Raw genomic sequence first — 15,004 nt, 5'->3', positions numbered from 1 at the left:
CACGCCCCCCCCCTCCCGGGGCGCCCGGCACGTGTGCCACGGCCGCCGCCCCCCCCACACGCCGCCGCCCCGATATCCGGCTGGCCCGTCGCGGGTGCCCTGCCCCACCCAGGACCCCCACCCCGCTCACTTCGTTCGCGGCCCTCCCCACAAGGGGGAGGGTAAAGTGCGCGCTCCCCTACCTCCCCTTTGTGGGGAGGTCGGACCGCAGGTCCGGGTGGGGGTACTGGCGCCGACCTCTGCGTTTACGCTCCCCGCCACATCGGTATGATCGATGCAGCCAGCACCAGCGCCAGCACGATGTTGAGCGCGCGCCATTGCCATTCGGTCTCGAGCAGCCGTGCCAGCACCATGCCCGCCACGCACCAGATCGACAGCGAGACGGCTGCAGTGAGGCCGAAGATCGAGCCGAGCAGCAGCGCGAGTTGTCCCGGCCCGTCGGCAAGGGCTGCGAACGAGGCCGCCGCCCCCAGTCCCATCGCCCAGCCCTTCGGGTTCATCCATTGAATGCCGGCGCCGCCGAAGAAGCTGTTGGGTTTTGCCATCGCCACATCGAGATTGGGCGGCCCGGCGCGGCCGATCTTGATTGCCAGCCAGATGAGATAGAGCGAGCCGATGATTTTCATCGCCAGTTGCAGCGAAGGCATAGCCAGCAGCAGACCGGCGAGCCCGGCGGCGGCAGCAGCGGTCACGGTGGCGAGGCCGGCAGCGCTGCCGATCAATAGGGGAACGGAACGGCGAAAGCCGAACTGCGCACCTGAAGCAGTCGACAGGGTGGTGGCGATTCCCGGCGTGACGGTGGCCACGAAGGCAAACAGGATGAGCGAAAAGATGGGCTGCAACATGAGGCGTCCTCCATCGAAGGCCCTACGGTAGACTTCTGCATACTTCAGTAAATGCAATGTTTGCGATGGTTGGCATTAGCAGATATAATGCCAACCATGATCCGTAACCTCGACACAGCGCTGATCCGCACCTTCGTCACTGTCGCCGACAAGGCCAGCATGACGGCGGCGGCGAACGCGCTGCATCTGACGCAAGGCGCCGTCAGCCAGCAGATCAAAAGGCTGGAGGAGGCGCTGGGCTGCAGCCTGTTCGAGCGCGACCGGCGTGGCTTGCGGCTGACGCGGCCCGGCGAGCGGCTGTTCGGCAAGGGCAAACGGTTGCTCGGCCTCAATGACGAGATCTGGGCCGAGATGGCGGGCACCGAGGTCGCCGGCCAGGTGCGGCTCGGTGTTCCCTATGACCTTGTCGGCACCTTGCTGGCGCCGGTGCTGAAAGCCTATGCCGAGACCTATCCGCAGGTTGAGATATCCCTACTCTGCGCCGCCTCGCCGGATCTTGCCGCGGCCCTTGCGGCCGGCACTATCGATCTTGCCGTCATCGAGGAACGGGTTGGCCCGTCGGCCGGCGAATGCCTGGCCATTGACCGGCTGGTCTGGGTGGGGGCCAAGGGCGGCGTCGCCCGTGCCAAGCGGCCGCTGCCGGTGTCGATCGTCGCCGACACCTGCGCCTTCCGACCGGTGGTGCTGTCGGCGCTGAACGAGCACGGGCTGGAATGGCGCACCGTGTTCGAGAACGGCAACATCGACGCGACGACCGCGACAGTGCGCTCCGACCTTGCCGTCACCGCCTGGCTGGCCTCCACCGTGCCTGCCGATCTTGACATCCTGGCTTTTGATGCCGGGCTGCCGCCGCTGCCGAATTTTTCCATCAATCTGCATTTGCCGAAGTACGGCACGGCGCCGGCAGCGCAGGAGTTCGCGCGGTATATCCGGGGTGGGTTGGCACGGCGGGCTGTGGCGGCTTGACAGAACTTGCATTTGCTCTCCCCCGTCGATCGGGGGAGAGGAAAGGTGCCAAGCCTGTCCCTGTTACTTCCAGTTCTTACGCCGCTCGAGCTCGGCCTCTGACGGCTTCTGCGTAGCGAACGACCCGACCTTGACCTCACCCCCGCGTTCGTAGGTCGCCATGATGACGCCTGTGGTACTGGCCTGCGACTTGACCAGCTTGAAAGCGGCGGGCATCGCACCACCATCGAACAGCCGCTTGCCCTTGCCCAGCAGCAGCGGGAAGATCATCAACCGGATCTCGTCGATCAGCCCGTTGGCGAGCAAAGTCTGGATCAGCTCGCTCGAACCCTGGATGAGCAGGTCAGGCCCATCTTCCTTCTTGAGGCGGCGCAACGCCGCGACGGTATCTTCCCCAAGCCATTGCGTATTTTCCCAGGTGAGCGAATCCGGCCGATGCGTCGCCACATATTTAGTCGCAGGGTTGAAGGCATCTCCGATGGCATCTTTCTGATACGGCCAGTAAGCGGCGAAGATGTCGTAGGTTCTGCGGCCGAGCAGCAGGGCGAAGGGTTTGGAGAACAATTCCTCCATTGCCACCCCCGCCACCTCGTCGAAGTAGTGGAACGTCCAGCCGCCGAACTCGAAGCCGCCAACCGGGTCTTCTTCCGGGCCGCCCGGCGCCTGCATGACGCCGTCGAGGCTGACGAAGGTAGCGGCGATGATCTTTCGCATTGGATTTTCCTTTTCCAGGATCCGCGCCGTCAGGGCCGGATTTCGATCTAAGGACGGACAGGCCGGCGGCCGCCCGACAGGCGTTGGCAAAAAAACGCTGCGGCCGACAAGAGTACCTACCGCCGTCGCCCGCCGCCAAGCGCCTGCGACGAAAACCAGACATCGCCGATGATGGCGGTGGCGGTCCGGTCCGGCGCCCTGTCTGATGTCAGCCAGATCGAACGGCTGCGCGCGGCCTTCTGGAGGTCGGGGATTTTGGCCGCCGAACCGGCGACCGAGGCGCCGACGCAGGGGATGAACCACGAGCGCATGAAGGGGTCGCAGGCAAAACCTTGTTTGGTGCGGGTCACCATTACGGCCAGGCCGACGCCCTGGGACGGGCGCCAGGGAAAGATCATGCGGCCGCCCGCTTTCAGCGCCCGCAGCCAGGCAGCCGGCGGTGCGACGACACCGGCATTGACATAGATGATGTCGGACGGCGGCAGATCGCCGGTGACGGCATCGCCGTGGATGACGCTTACATTGCCGTAGGTCTCGAGATTCTTTGTCGCTCTGGCAGCAAGATCGGCCTCCAGTTCGAAGGCGGTCACCGGGCCGGGCGCAACCAGCCGGGCCAGCAAGGCGGTGTAGTAGCCGGTGCCAGCGCCGATATGGGTGACGGCCTCGTCCGGTCTGGGGGCGATCCTGCCTATCCACATCGCGTGCAGGGAGGGTTCGCCATTGTTGATGCCCTTGTCGGCATCGAGCGCCACCAGCACGTCCTGATAGATGTGAACAGGATCGGCGCTCGGCGTCATGATCTTGCCGTTGCCGGTGGTGAGCGCCCTGCCGGCGACTACCGCCCAGGGTCCGGCCCCGAGAAAGGCCTCGCGCGGAACGGTGGCGAACGCCTCTTCGAGGCGCGGATCGGCCGAGCCGGCATTGGCCGCCATCAGCTGCGCGTAAAATTTCCTGGCGTCTTCGACACTTGTCATGATGGCGAGCAAGATAGCGCAAGCCGCCGGTTTGTCGCGGTCGGGAATGAGAATCAGCCGACGCCGAAGACGGTGTCGTAGAGCAGCTTGAAGTTGAGCACCAGGATGACCGCCGCGACGACCCAGGCGAGGACCGCCACGCCGCGGGGAATGGCAAGGTTGCCCATCTTCTTCTTGTCGGAGACGAACTGCACCAGCGGGATGACCGCGAAGGGCAGCTGCATCGACAGCACCACCTGGCTGAAGACCAGCAACTGGCCGGTGCCCTTTTCACCATAGAGCGCGGTCACGACCACCACCGGGACGATGGCGATGCCGCGCGTCAGCAGGCGGCGCGCCCATTGCGGAATGCGCAGGCGCAAAAAGCCTTCCATGACGATCTGGCCGGCAAGCGTTGCCGTAACCGTCGAGTTGAGGCCGGAGGCCAGCAGCGCCACCGCAAACAGGATCGAGGCGATGCCGAGGCCAAGCAGCGGTGACAAGAGCTCGAAGGCCTGGCCGATCTCGGCGACATCCTGATGGCCGGTGCCATGGAAGGCCACCGCCGAGACGATCAGGATCGAGGCGTTGACGAACAGCGCCAGGACGAGCGCGATGGTCGAGTCCGTCGTCGCCCATTTAATGGCGTCGCGCTTGCCTTTTTCGGTCCGTTCATAGGCGCGTGTCTGTACGATCGAGGAGTGCAGGTAGAGATTGTGCGGCATCACCGTGGCGCCGATGATGCCGATGGCGATGTAGAGCATCGCCGGATTGGTGACGATCTCCGTCGACGGCACGAACATCGAATGCAGGATCGAGCCGACCGGAGGGGCAGCGGCAAAGATCTGGATGGCGAAACAGCCGAAGATGATGATCAGAAGCGCGATGACGAAGGCTTCGAGATAGCGGAAACCCTTGTTCATCAAGAGCAGCACGATGAAGGCGTCGAGCGCCGTCAGCAACGCGCCGCCGATCAGCGGAATGCCGAACAGAAGCTGCAGCGCGATCGCCGTGCCGATCACCTCGGCGAGGTCGCAGGCGATGATGGCGAGTTCGCAGGCGATCCACAGCACGAAACTGACGGGACGCGGATAATAGGCGCGGCAGGCCTGGGCGAGGTCGCGGCCGGTGGCGATGCCAAGCCGGGCGGCAAGCGCCTGCAGCAGGATCGCCATCAGGTTGGACAGCATGATGATGAACAATAGCGTGTAGCCGAACTGGGCGCCGCCGGCGAGGTCGGTGGCCCAGTTGCCCGGATCCATATAGCCGACCGAGACCATGTAGCCCGGTCCCATGAAGGCGAACAGGCGACGGAACCAGACGCCGGACTGTGGCACCGCGATCGTGGAGTTCACCTCGCGCAGGCTGGGAGGATTGTCCTCCGGCCTGTCAAATCGCCAGGATGATCCCAAGGTAGCGTCAGCTTCGGACATGGAGGGCTTTCCACTGGGTGGATCGGTTGATGTCATCCTATCTATGCCAGGGCTCAACATTATGCAATAGGCTATATTTCATTGTATGTGCTTCTCATGAGGCAGCCAAGGGCCCAGAAAGGGGGTGATCGCAAACGCCGGTTGCGCCTGCTATGGAATGCAAATAAACGGCTGGAACAGTTAAGCCCGTGCTATGAATGGCAAAGGGCGATTGATTTGTCGAAAGCCAATTCTTGCCAAAGGTATGAGGGAACACGTATTGGCACTGAAGCGTAAACCGGTTCGACGCGAAGAGCCGCTTCCGGATGCCGATGTCCATTCCGAAGGCTTCAGGCAGCAGCGCCAAGCGCGCCGCAGCGCGCTGGTCGAGGACTATGTCGAGCTGATCGCCGACCTGATCGAGGACGGCAACGAGGCGCGCCAGGTGGATATCGCGGCGCGGCTCGGCGTCGCCCAGCCGACGGTGGCCAAGATGCTGACCAGGCTGTGCGCCGACGGGCTCGTTTCCAGAAAACCCTATCGCGGTGTGTTCCTGACCGACGCCGGGCGCAAGGTGGCGGAAGAGAGCCGCATCCGCCACCAGACGGTAGAAGCGTTTTTGCGTTCGCTCGGCGTCAGCGCCGAGACGGCGCGCATCGATGCCGAGGGCATCGAGCACCATGTCAGCGCCGAGACGCTGGAAGCCTTTCGCAAGGCGATGATAGCGCCGCGCTGAGTCGCGTCGGCGCCGCACCACTGGAACCTCCGCACGTCAGGCTCGTTGCTCCTGACGATGCGCGTGATTGCTGCGCGCCAAGGAGGAAAACATGGGCGTCGAACAGGCACCGACCGCGAAGGGCAAGCAGGCGGCCGAGGGTTTGAGGCAGGCAGCGGCAAAGGACGAACGCAAGACCGAGGCCGAAGCCGGCCAGCCGCTGAAGAAGGGCGCCGCGCGTTTCGAGGAACGCTCCAAAAGCTCGGATGGCAGGAGCGCCGGCACCAAGCAGAAGATCTGAACCGGTTGAGACTACGGTTTATTCCTCCGTGTCCTGCGCCCAGCTGCTCGGATGGCCGTCGACGCGGAACTGGAAGATGAAATAGGGCGGAATGCAGGAGCCCTTGCCAGGCTTGGCTGCGGCCAGATCGTCGTAGCCAGCGGTGCAGATATAGTCCTCTCGGCAGGGATGCGCCTTGTCGCAGGCGCGCAGGCCGGCGGTCTTGGTGAATTCCTTGGTGCAGAATTTGTGGTCCTTGCCCGACGCGATGCAGTCGTTGAAACCGGTCTTGGCCAGGCGGCCGCAAGTCGCCTCGTCGGGAAGCTTGTCGCAGCTTGCCTTGCGCAGCATGCCCCCGGGAAAGCCACCGGTCTTCTGCTCGGGGTTGTCATAGCGTTGGCGCGCCGCGCCATAGCCGGCGAGCTTGATTACCGGTTTCTTGTCGCGCGCCGGATCGATGGCGCAGGCTTTTGCGGTGGCCGGCGACAGGCGGCAATATTTGTCGCTGCCCCAGCTCGACATCTTGATCTCGCCGAACTCGACGGGGTCGCCGACTGCGGTGGCCGCCTCGCTGACGCAGGTGCCGAAGCCCGGATGGATGTCGCTTTCATGGACGCCGGCGCAGCGCAGGCTTTCGCCGCAGTTCCAGTCCTTGAAGCTCGTATCCTCGCCACTGTAGCAGATCGACCCCCAGCCATTGTAGAGATCGGTGCCTTTCAGCGCTTCGGCGAGTTTGGCGTCCGGACGGGCGGCGAAGCCGCGTGAGAAATCCGGATGGCCGCCTGTGGCGAAGTCCTCGACGATCGCGCGGCGGCGCGGCAGGTCGGCGAAGAACACCGCCGAGCCGGGGACGAAGACGGCGTTGCGGCGCGGCTCGTTGGCCGGATCGGCGCCTGTATAGTGGAAGCCGGCAATGCCGTGCGTCTGGTGGCAGCCGGTGCAGGTCATTTCGTTGAGACGCAGATTGAACCCGGCCACCGATTTCACGCTGCGCAGCGTGTTGCCCCTGGCGACATATTCCTGCAACGCCCTGTCGATGTCAGCATCATCGAGCAGCCCATAGGCGATGTTGTTTTGCGATCTGGCCATGCCGCCGGGTGCGACCGAGACGGCGCTGGTCGCCAGGAATTTGTCGTCGATGACCAGCCGGCCGCGGTCGAGATCGTAGATGTTGCGGTCGGTGAGCAGCCATTTGGCGAAGGCCGGCCGGTCGGCCAGAACCACTTTCCGGTCGATCTGGTTCTCCATCTTCGATTCCTGGAAGGTGGACGTCGTTGGGTCCCATTTGAAAATCTTGAGGAGATATTCGGCGTGGCCACCGAAGTCGCGGCGGCTCGAGGCCGACAGCCGGAGAACCTGCATGTTCAGCTCAAGCCGCATGATCTGCGACGAATTCAGCATGGCGTTGGAGAGCGGCCCTTCGTCGGAGCGCAGCCAGGCTGCCAGTTGCTCGGGCGCAAGGTTCTTCTGGCCGGCGGCGAGCCAGCGCTTGGCGATTTCGGCACAGGAAACGGCGGTGGCGCTTGGACGGTCTCTCGAAGCGCGGGGGCGAGCCTCGCCGGGCCTGGCGTTGAAGACCAGACTCATGGTCAGCGGCAGCCGCGACGAGATGCGTTGCGCTGTCTTTCCCTTCGTGGGCTTCTCCGCCACCGAATAGTGGAAGCGGTAGATCAGCCTGATCTCGCCGCATTCGGTGTGGCCGAGATAGCCGCGGTCCATGCGGTTGACGACCCCGGTCAGGTCGAGCGTCGAGCCGTCATCGTCGATGTATTTCGGGTTGAATTTCTGGCTGGTGTCCTTCGACTTGGCCATGGCCGCGACGTAAGGATCGGGGCTATTGGCAGGCTCGTCGGCGATCTCCTGCTTTACGGCGTTGCGGACAGGGGTCAGCGCGCGCACCGAAAACAGGCCGCGATTGTCGACCTCGCGCGTGAGACCCAGCGCCGGGCCGAGCAGGCGGCTGATCGACAGGCCGCCACGCTCAAGCGCCTGCAATGTCTCGGGGTCGGTCACGGCGACGCTGGAATCGAGCGTCACGGCGCGCGCCGGCGACGGGCCGAGGCATAGCACCACGGCCAGCAGCAGAAATCGACCGATCGTCCGCAAGTCCCCGACACCCCCGTTCGAACCGGATGCTACAGCGCGCATGCCGCCTCGACCAGAGTGCGAACGCGATGCCGCCGCCACGAAAAATACTGTGACTTGGCGCAACCATTGCGATAATTGTCTGTTGGGTCGGACTGGGCCACGACAATCGGCCAGGCCAGCCGAAAATTTGCATACGGGGAGTTGCCATGCTCTGGAAGGGCCGCCGTCAGAGTGACAATGTCGAGGACGAGCGCAGCGACAGCGGCGGCGGTGGTGGTTTCGGCGGCGGCAGCCCTGGCCAGTTCCGCATCCCGATCGGCGGCCGCACCGGCGGCGGCGGCAGCATCCTGCTGGTTGTCCTCGTGGTGCTGGCCGGATGGTATTTCGGCTTCGATCCGTCGCAGATCCTGGGCACCGGCGAGGGCGGCGGCGTGCTGCCGGGTGGTGGTGGCCAGATTACCGACAACAGCGGCGGCCAGGACGACGGCGCCGGCACGCCTGCTTCCGACGAGATGAAGCAGTTCGTGGCGACCGTGCTGGCCGAGACCGAAGAGACCTGGACCGGCATCTTCCAGTCGCAGGGCCTGAAATACGAGGACCCGAAGCTTGTGCTGTTCAGCGGCCAGATCCGCTCGGCCTGCGGCTCCGCCTCGACGGCAGCCGGACCGTTCTATTGTCCCGGCGACCACAAGGTCTACCTCGATACCACCTTCTTCCAGCAGCTCGACCAGCAGTTCGGCGCGTCGGGGGATTTCGCCCAAGCCTATGTGATCGCTCATGAAGTCGGTCACCATGTGCAGAACCTCACCGGCATCCTGCCCAAGTTCAACCAGATGCGGCAGTCGATGGGTGAGGCGGAAGCCAACCAGATGTCGGTGCGCATCGAGCTGCAGGCCGACTGCTTCGCCGGCGTTTGGGCGCATTTCACCGCGCAGAAGGGCATTCTGGAACAGGGCGACATCGAAGAGGCGCTCAACGCCGCCAAGCAGATCGGCGACGATACGCTGCAGAAGAAGATGCAGGGCTATGTCGTTCCGGAAAGCTTCAACCACGGGACGTCGCAACAAAGGCAGACCTGGCTGGCGCGCGGCTACAAGAGCGGCAAGCTGTCGGACTGCAACACGCTGACCGGTCCGGTTTGAGGCGCTCGCAAGTTCCAGCCGACCGCGGTCCAAAGCGCATCCGTCGGCGGGCCGATTCACCACCGGCAACAGATGTCAGGAGGAGAACGCCTGAGGCGTTCTCCTATTGTTCCAAAGTGGCGCCTCGCCTATAACGGGCGCCCGCCCAAGGGCGGTCTCAGGGAGCAGACGCCATCATGATCGACCCCAAAACCGCCAGGCGGGGCCTTGCGCTCGTCTTCACCACGCTGCTGCTCGACATTATCGGCTTCGGCATGATCATGCCGGTGTTGCCGGCCTTTCTCAGGGAGCTTTCCGGCGTCGGCATCAGCGAAGCGGCGATCGAAGGCGGCTGGCTGTTCTTCGTCTATGCGGCGATGCAGTTCTTCTTCGCGCCAATCATGGGTGGATTGAGCGACCGCTTCGGGCGGCGGCCGATCCTGCTTGCCTCGGTGCTTACATTCTCGATCGACAATCTGATCTGCGCCATCGCCTGGTCCTATCCGATGCTGTTCATCGGCCGCGTGCTGGCCGGCGTTTCGGGCGCCAGCTATTCGACGACGTCGGCCTTCATTGCCGACATCTCGAACGACGACAACCGGGCGAAGAATTTCGGTCTGCTCGGCATCGCCTTCGGCGTCGGCTTCGTCATTGGGCCGGTGCTGGGCGGGCTGCTCGGCACGTTCGGGCCGCGAGTGCCGTTTTACTTTGCCGCCGGGCTTGCCTTCGTGAACTTCCTCATCGCCATGTTCTTCCTGCCTGAAACGCTCGATGAAAAGCACCGCCGCCGCTTCGAGTGGAAACGCGCCAACCCGGTCGGCACGCTGCTGCAGATGCGCCAATATCAGGGCATCGGCTGGATCGGGCTCGCCTTCTTCCTGATGACGCTCGGCCACATGATGTATCCTGCGGTGTGGTCGTTCGTGTCCAATTATCGTTATGGTTGGAGCGAGCAGCAGATCGGCTTCTCGCTCGGCGCCTTCGGCCTGTGTGGGGCGATCGTCATGGCGACGGTGCTGCCGCGCGTGATCCCCAAGCTTGGCGAATGGAGGACGGCGGTGATCGGCCTGACATTTACTGCGGCCAGCGCCTTCGGCTACGCCTTCGCCTCGCAAGGCTGGATGATCTATGCGGTGATCGTCGTCGGCTGCCTCGAAGCACTGGCCGATCCGCCGCTGAGAAGCCTTGCCGCCGCCAAGGTGCCGCCATCGGCGCAAGGCGAATTGCAGGGTGCGATGACGTCGATCTTCTCGATCACCTCGATCATCACGCCGCTGCTGTACACCGCGATCTTTTCCTGGTTCACCGGGCCGAATGCGCCCGTGGTGTTCGGCGGCGCGCCCTATCTGGTTGGCGCGTGCTTCCTGACGCTTGCCGTCATTGTCTTTGTAACGAAAGTTGCGAGGCCGACGGCGGTGAAAAGCGTTGCCACCGGCGCTGCGGAAGATGGAGCCCAGATATGAGCCATGACAGCCGCATAAAGCTGACCAAGGACGGTTTGTCGCTGTCGCGGCTGGTGTTCGGCGCCTGGCGCCTGCTCGACAGCGCCGCGCGCCCGGACGCCGATCAGGTCGCGCGGCTGATCGGCACTGCGGTCGATCTCGGCCTGACCAGCTTCGACCATGCCGATATTTACGGGCATTACCAGGTGGAAGCTGCCTTTGGCGCCGGCTTGTCACGCTGGAAGGGCAAGCGCGACAGCATCGAGCTGATCTCGAAATGCGACATCATTCTGGCATCGGCCAACCGGCCTCAGAACCGGCTGAAGCATTACGACACCAGTGCGGCCCATATTGCGGCCTCGGTCGACCGTTCGCTCGCCAATCTCGGCACTGACTATCTCGACCTGTTGCTGCTGCACCGGCCGGATCCGCTGATGGATGCCGACGAGACGGCGGCGGCCCTTGCCGGGCTGGTCAAGTCAGGCAAGGTGAGGGCGGTCGGGGTCTCCAACTTCACGCCGTCGCAGTTCGACCTTCTGGCTTCACGGCTGCCGTTTGCCTTGGCCACCAACCAGATCGAGATGTCGGTGCTGAAAACCAATGCGCTGACCGATGGCAGCCTCGATCACGCGCATAGGCATGGTTATGCGCCGATGGTCTGGTCACCGCTCGGCGGCGGCTTGCTGTTCACCGGCAAGGAAGGGCGCGAGGCGCGGGTCAGGGCGGCAATCGCGGCGGTGGCTGCCGAGATCGGCGCCGGCGACCTCGCCGCCGTCGCCATCGCCTGGCTGCTGCGTCATCCGGCGCGGCTGGCGCCGGTGCTGGGCACGATGAAGCCCGAGCGGCTGGCCGCCATGGTCAAGGCGCTGGAGATCAGCCTCGACCGCCAGCAATGGTTCGCCATACTGGAGGCCAGCGAAGGCCGGCCGGTGGCGTAAGGTTACCCAGGCGCGAACTTCGAACCCGCCATAGGTGTGTGCTTCGTCCGTTAATGCGGCGCGCAAGCGAAGCGATGAGGAGGGCTTGGGCTCAGGGGATGCCGTCGGCGCTCTCGAAGCCTTCGTCGCTTCGCGCCGTCACAAACAGACCGGTTGACCGGTTTATTCCATTGACCCAAGACAAGGGCAATCGCGCCGCGTTTGTAACTCCGGCTATTCGGAGCATCACGATCTGGGCAACGGCTAGGCGAAGACCTGTAAAATCAAACCCGTTCGGCCAGCAGTTCCTCGCCGCGCTTTTCGCGGATCAGGTTGACGAAGCGGCGGAACAGATAGTGCGAATCCTGCGGGCCGGGCGAAGCCTCGGGGTGGTGCTGGACCGAGAACACCGGACGTCCGGTCAGCGCGATGCCGCAGTTGGAGCCGTCGAACAGCGAGACATGGGTTTCCTCGACGCCCTCGGGCAAGGAGTCGGCATCGACGGCAAAGCCGTGGTTCATCGAGACGATCTCGACCTTGCCGGTGGTATGATCCTTGACCGGGTGGTTGGCGCCGTGATGACCCTGGTGCATCTTGGCGGTCTTGCCGCCGAGCGCCAGGGCCAGCATCTGGTGGCCGAGGCAGATGCCGAACACCGGGATGTCGGTCTTCAGCAGGTTCTGGATGACCGGCACGGCGTAGTCGCCGGTGGCTTCCGGGTCGCCGGGGCCGTTGGAGAGGAAGATACCGTCCGGCTGCATGGCCAGGATCTCTTCCGAGCCGGTGCCGGCCGGAACCACGGTGACCTTGGCGCCGAGGCCGGAAAGCAGGCGAAGGATGTTACGCTTGACGCCGTAGTCGATGGCGACGACGTGCATCGACGGCTCGGCCTGTTCGCCAAAGCCTTCGTTCCACACCCAGGGCGTTTCACGCCAGACCGAGGACTGGCCGGAGGTGACTTCCTTGGCGAGGTCAAGCCCGATCAGGCCCGACCAGGCGGCGGCGCGCCGCTTCAAATCGTCGATGTCGAAGATGCCGTCGGGCACGTGCGCAATGACGGCATTGGGCATGCCCTTTTCGCGGATCAGCGCGGTCAGCGCCCGGGTGTCGATGCCCGACAGCGCGACGATGCCGCGCTTCTTCAGCCACTGGTCCAGCCCGGTGCCGGCGCGGTAGTTGGACGGGTTGGTGACATCGGCCTTGAACACCGCGCCGACGGCGCCGGCACGGGCGACCGGGTTCAAGTCCTCGATGTCCTCGTCATTGGTGCCGATGTTGCCGATATGCGGGAAGGTGAAGGTGACGATCTGGCCGGCATAGGACGGGTCGGTGAGAATTTCCTGGTAGCCGGTGAGCGCGGTGTTGAAGCAGACTTCGGCAACGGCGGAACCGGTGGCGCCGAGGCCGCGACCCTCGATGACGGTGCCGTCGGCCAGCACCAGGACGGCGGTCGGCTTTTCGGTTGCCCAAGGCGGGGTCAGTTCGGGGGTCATCTCGGCCATGGCGACGCTCCTGTCACGCTGCGCGCTTCGATGGCGGGCCATCTGCGCAGCAAACGGCGCGGCCGATCTCTCGAGCCTGCGCGCATCAATTCTTTGTCTTGTGCAAGGCCGAGTACATAGGGGAAGGCGCCAGAGCGGTCAATGATGCCCGTGCCAAAAACGGCGAGCATTTGTTTCGTCGAACGATATCAGGGCTTTGGCGCGTTTGCTTTGCGGATGGGCCGCGGTTATTGTCCGCGCCGTTCGAAGGAGAAAGCATCATGCGCGCAAAAATCGCCGAATCCCTGAAAAGCGCGATGAAGGCGCAGGACAAGCACCGCCTGCCGACGCTCAGGCTGATCCAGGCCGCCATCCACGACCGCGACATCGCCAATCGCGGCTCGGCCAAGGACCCCGCCAGCGACGAGGAGATCCTGCAGATCCTGGCCAAGATGGTGAAGCAGCGCGAGGAATCGGCCAAGGCGTTCGAGGACGGCAAGCGCCCGGATCTGGCCGCGCAGGAGCGTGGCGAGATGGAGATCATCCGCGGCTTCCTGCCGACGCAGTTGGACGACGCCGCCGTCACCGCGGCCGCGCGCGAAGCGATCGCAGCGACTGGTGCGGCGAGCCAGAAGGACATGGGCAAGGTGATTGCCGCGCTGAAGGCGAAATATGCCGGCCAGATGGATTTCGGCAAGGCCAGCGGCATCGTCAAGGGCCTGCTGCAGTAGCGACTTGGCTTCGGGCACTCGATGCCGATCAGGCCGTTGGCGCAATCTGGCGCAGGATCGAGGCGGTGACATCCTTGCCACCGGAGAGATTGGTGGCCAATACGGCCGGCGTGTAGATCACACCCCACGGGACACCCCACCATCCTGCGACCAGGGACAAAAGCGTATAGGGCAGATGATGACGGGAGGCGTTCTCCCCGGCTCGGATGAAGTAGACGTCGGTCGAGCGACGGAAGGTCAGCACGATGATCGAGAAGCAATATTGGAAACAGACGAACTTTCCGCCACGATTGATCTCGTCTAGGAGCTGCTGCCAGGTAAGATCGTCGATGCCACGTATCTTGGCCATGTAACTCGCCCTCGGTAAAGACCACAATGTTTACTTACAGAACGTGGCGGTGATCCGCAAACAGTCCCTCTCGAAAGGCGCCGCACACACGATTTTCGTTAAGCAGAGATTGCTCTATCATCTGATTCCGGCGCGCCCACGCCTCCTCCCTCCAGCGGGAAGCATTGTTCATGCGGGGCCATACGATCACCGAACCGACTGTTCGAGCACCATGCATAAGGAGGGGTTGCGAAGACTGCTCGCAATAGGAGGTTTTCGATGAGGCTGTCAGCGCCTGTCTACCATCTCAAGCGTGAAGCCAAACTCTTGTCGCGTAAAGACGATATTCCACTTCACGAAGCGCTCGACCGTATTGCGATCAAGGAAGGTTTTGACAGCTGGAGCTTGCTTGCGAGCAAAGCAGCCGCAGCGCCGCCTGCTAGAAAGATGTTTGCGCGGATGGCACCCGGTGACCTGGTTCTGATCGGTGCGCGGCCGGGCCAGGGCAAGACCCTGACGAGTATCAAACTCGCGGTCGAAGCCATGAAGGCCGGCAACAGAGCTGTTTTCTTCACGCTGGAATATACGCTGGCGGATGTCCTGGGCCGGTTCCACGCTATCGGGGTAGAGCCTGCGCAGTTCGATGGCCGGTTCGAATTCGACAGTTCCGACGCCATCAGCGCCGACTACATCATCGGCAGGCTGGGATCGGCGCCGCGCGGCACGCTGGTGGTCATCGATTATCTGCAACTGCTTGATCAGAGGCGGGAAAATTCGGAGCTGATGGTTCAGGTTCGCAACCTCAAATCTTTTGCGCGCGACGCGGGGCTGATCATGGTCTTTATCTCGCAGATCGATCGATCCTATGATCCGTCGAAGAAGCCATTTCCAGACCTTGCCGATGTCCGTTTGCCAAACCCGCTGGATCTCGCGCTGTTCGACAAGGCATGTTTCCTGAACAACGGCGAAATCCGGTTCAAGGCGGCACCGCAATTTCGGGGCTAAGTGGCC

Annotated in this window: 15 protein-coding genes; 8 read left to right on the top strand and 7 right to left on the bottom strand. The window is 63.7% G+C overall.

Annotated elements, in window-relative coordinates; genetic code table 11:
* Window positions 1–245: 245 nt before the first annotated feature.
* Window positions 246–845 (bottom strand): LysE family translocator, encoded by a 600-nt coding sequence (locus tag NKI88_RS22795; RefSeq protein WP_352657370.1) that lies wholly within the window; start codon window positions 843–845, stop codon window positions 246–248.
* Window positions 846–932: 87 nt separating this feature from the next.
* On the opposite strand from NKI88_RS22795, the gene NKI88_RS22790 reads away from it, so the two are divergent.
* Window positions 933–1,811, top strand: a complete 879-nt coding sequence (locus NKI88_RS22790) for a LysR family transcriptional regulator (RefSeq protein WP_373420136.1) — start codon at window positions 933–935, stop codon at window positions 1,809–1,811.
* 63 nt (window positions 1,812–1,874) lie between these two features.
* Here NKI88_RS22790 and NKI88_RS22785 read toward each other — a convergent pair whose 3' ends face one another.
* The 3 genes from NKI88_RS22785 to NKI88_RS22775 all read right to left on the bottom strand — a co-directional run bounded on the left by NKI88_RS22785 (window position 1,875) and on the right by NKI88_RS22775 (window position 4,911).
* Window positions 1,875–2,525: a dihydrofolate reductase family protein gene (locus tag NKI88_RS22785; protein WP_352657367.1), complete on the bottom strand. Its 651-nt coding sequence runs from the start codon at window positions 2,523–2,525 to the stop codon at window positions 1,875–1,877.
* Window positions 2,526–2,641: 116 nt separating this feature from the next.
* Complete coding sequence (locus NKI88_RS22780) at window positions 2,642–3,499, bottom strand: protein-L-isoaspartate O-methyltransferase family protein (RefSeq protein ID WP_352657364.1); 858 nt, start codon at window positions 3,497–3,499, stop codon at window positions 2,642–2,644.
* A 53-nt stretch (window positions 3,500–3,552) separates the two neighbouring features.
* Complete coding sequence (locus NKI88_RS22775; RefSeq protein WP_023672432.1) at window positions 3,553–4,911, bottom strand: Nramp family divalent metal transporter; 1,359 nt, start codon at window positions 4,909–4,911, stop codon at window positions 3,553–3,555.
* Window positions 4,912–5,170: 259 nt separating this feature from the next.
* On the opposite strand from NKI88_RS22775, the gene mntR reads away from it, so the two are divergent.
* Together mntR and NKI88_RS22765 are read left to right on the top strand one after the other, a co-directional pair.
* Complete coding sequence (mntR, locus tag NKI88_RS22770) at window positions 5,171–5,626, top strand: manganese-binding transcriptional regulator MntR (RefSeq protein ID WP_023697072.1); 456 nt, start codon at window positions 5,171–5,173, stop codon at window positions 5,624–5,626.
* A 91-nt stretch (window positions 5,627–5,717) separates the two neighbouring features.
* Window positions 5,718–5,906: a hypothetical protein gene (locus tag NKI88_RS22765; RefSeq protein WP_023697073.1), complete on the top strand. Its 189-nt coding sequence runs from the start codon at window positions 5,718–5,720 to the stop codon at window positions 5,904–5,906.
* Window positions 5,907–5,924: 18 nt separating this feature from the next.
* Here NKI88_RS22765 and NKI88_RS22760 read toward each other — a convergent pair whose 3' ends face one another.
* Window positions 5,925–7,991: a hypothetical protein gene (locus NKI88_RS22760; RefSeq protein WP_031251575.1), complete on the bottom strand. Its 2,067-nt coding sequence runs from the start codon at window positions 7,989–7,991 to the stop codon at window positions 5,925–5,927.
* 188 nt (window positions 7,992–8,179) lie between these two features.
* On the opposite strand from NKI88_RS22760, the gene ypfJ reads away from it, so the two are divergent.
* The 3 genes from ypfJ to NKI88_RS22745 all read left to right on the top strand — a co-directional run bounded on the left by ypfJ (window position 8,180) and on the right by NKI88_RS22745 (window position 11,474).
* Window positions 8,180–9,115 (top strand): KPN_02809 family neutral zinc metallopeptidase, encoded by a 936-nt coding sequence (gene ypfJ, locus NKI88_RS22755; protein ID WP_023705842.1) that lies wholly within the window; start codon window positions 8,180–8,182, stop codon window positions 9,113–9,115.
* Between the two features lie 176 nt (window positions 9,116–9,291).
* Window positions 9,292–10,557, top strand: coding sequence for a TCR/Tet family MFS transporter (locus tag NKI88_RS22750; protein WP_023689748.1), 1,266 nt, complete (start codon window positions 9,292–9,294; stop codon window positions 10,555–10,557).
* The gene (locus NKI88_RS22745; RefSeq protein ID WP_352657358.1) at window positions 10,554–11,474 is read left to right on the top strand and encodes an aldo/keto reductase; all 921 of its coding nucleotides are present in this window, start codon (window positions 10,554–10,556) and stop codon (window positions 11,472–11,474) included. The genes NKI88_RS22750 and NKI88_RS22745 overlap by 4 nt, the downstream gene beginning before the upstream one ends.
* 263 nt (window positions 11,475–11,737) lie before the next feature.
* Here the strand turns inward: NKI88_RS22745 and carA are convergent, their stop codons facing one another.
* The gene (gene carA, locus NKI88_RS22740) at window positions 11,738–12,955 is read right to left on the bottom strand and encodes a glutamine-hydrolyzing carbamoyl-phosphate synthase small subunit (protein ID WP_084629662.1); all 1,218 of its coding nucleotides are present in this window, start codon (window positions 12,953–12,955) and stop codon (window positions 11,738–11,740) included.
* A gap of 260 nt (window positions 12,956–13,215) precedes the next feature.
* Between carA and NKI88_RS22735 the strand changes: the two genes are divergently transcribed.
* Window positions 13,216–13,665, top strand: coding sequence for a GatB/YqeY domain-containing protein (locus NKI88_RS22735; RefSeq protein ID WP_032996366.1), 450 nt, complete (start codon window positions 13,216–13,218; stop codon window positions 13,663–13,665).
* A 28-nt stretch (window positions 13,666–13,693) separates the two neighbouring features.
* Here NKI88_RS22735 and NKI88_RS22730 read toward each other — a convergent pair whose 3' ends face one another.
* The gene (locus tag NKI88_RS22730) at window positions 13,694–14,014 is read right to left on the bottom strand and encodes a hypothetical protein (RefSeq protein ID WP_031251574.1); all 321 of its coding nucleotides are present in this window, start codon (window positions 14,012–14,014) and stop codon (window positions 13,694–13,696) included.
* Window positions 14,015–14,272: 258 nt separating this feature from the next.
* Here NKI88_RS22730 and NKI88_RS22725 point away from each other — a divergent pair, with 258 nt between their 5' ends.
* On the top strand, window positions 14,273–14,998 hold the full coding sequence (locus NKI88_RS22725; protein ID WP_023727451.1) for a DNA helicase: 726 nt from the start codon (window positions 14,273–14,275) through the stop codon (window positions 14,996–14,998).
* Window positions 14,999–15,004: the final 6 nt, after the last annotated feature.

The organism is Mesorhizobium sp. M0317, from assembly GCF_040321555.1.
Classification (GTDB): Bacteria; Pseudomonadota; Alphaproteobacteria; order Rhizobiales; family Rhizobiaceae; genus Mesorhizobium.
Note: the sequence above shows the minus strand (reverse complement) of the source record. Positions and strands in the feature narration are given on the sequence as shown.

Excerpts from the sequence above, each read along its gene's own strand:
- NKI88_RS22735 (WP_032996366.1), top strand. The coding sequence starts at position 13,216 with ATGCGCGCAAAAATCGCCGAATCCCTGAAAAGCGCGATGAAGGCGCAG.
- NKI88_RS22730 (WP_031251574.1), bottom strand. The coding sequence starts at position 14,014 with ATGGCCAAGATACGTGGCATCGACGATCTTACCTGGCAGCAGCTCCTA.
- NKI88_RS22725 (WP_023727451.1), top strand. The coding sequence starts at position 14,273 with ATGAGGCTGTCAGCGCCTGTCTACCATCTCAAGCGTGAAGCCAAACTC.
- carA (WP_084629662.1), bottom strand. The coding sequence starts at position 12,955 with ATGGCCGAGATGACCCCCGAACTGACCCCGCCTTGGGCAACCGAAAAG.
- NKI88_RS22785 (WP_352657367.1), bottom strand. The coding sequence starts at position 2,525 with ATGCGAAAGATCATCGCCGCTACCTTCGTCAGCCTCGACGGCGTCATG.
- NKI88_RS22775 (WP_023672432.1), bottom strand. The coding sequence starts at position 4,911 with ATGTCCGAAGCTGACGCTACCTTGGGATCATCCTGGCGATTTGACAGG.
- NKI88_RS22765 (WP_023697073.1), top strand. The coding sequence starts at position 5,718 with ATGGGCGTCGAACAGGCACCGACCGCGAAGGGCAAGCAGGCGGCCGAG.
- NKI88_RS22745 (WP_352657358.1), top strand. The coding sequence starts at position 10,554 with ATGAGCCATGACAGCCGCATAAAGCTGACCAAGGACGGTTTGTCGCTG.
- NKI88_RS22750 (WP_023689748.1), top strand. The coding sequence starts at position 9,292 with ATGATCGACCCCAAAACCGCCAGGCGGGGCCTTGCGCTCGTCTTCACC.
- NKI88_RS22780 (WP_352657364.1), bottom strand. The coding sequence starts at position 3,499 with ATGACAAGTGTCGAAGACGCCAGGAAATTTTACGCGCAGCTGATGGCG.
- ypfJ (WP_023705842.1), top strand. The coding sequence starts at position 8,180 with ATGCTCTGGAAGGGCCGCCGTCAGAGTGACAATGTCGAGGACGAGCGC.
- NKI88_RS22790 (WP_373420136.1), top strand. The coding sequence starts at position 933 with ATGCCAACCATGATCCGTAACCTCGACACAGCGCTGATCCGCACCTTC.
- NKI88_RS22795 (WP_352657370.1), bottom strand. The coding sequence starts at position 845 with ATGTTGCAGCCCATCTTTTCGCTCATCCTGTTTGCCTTCGTGGCCACC.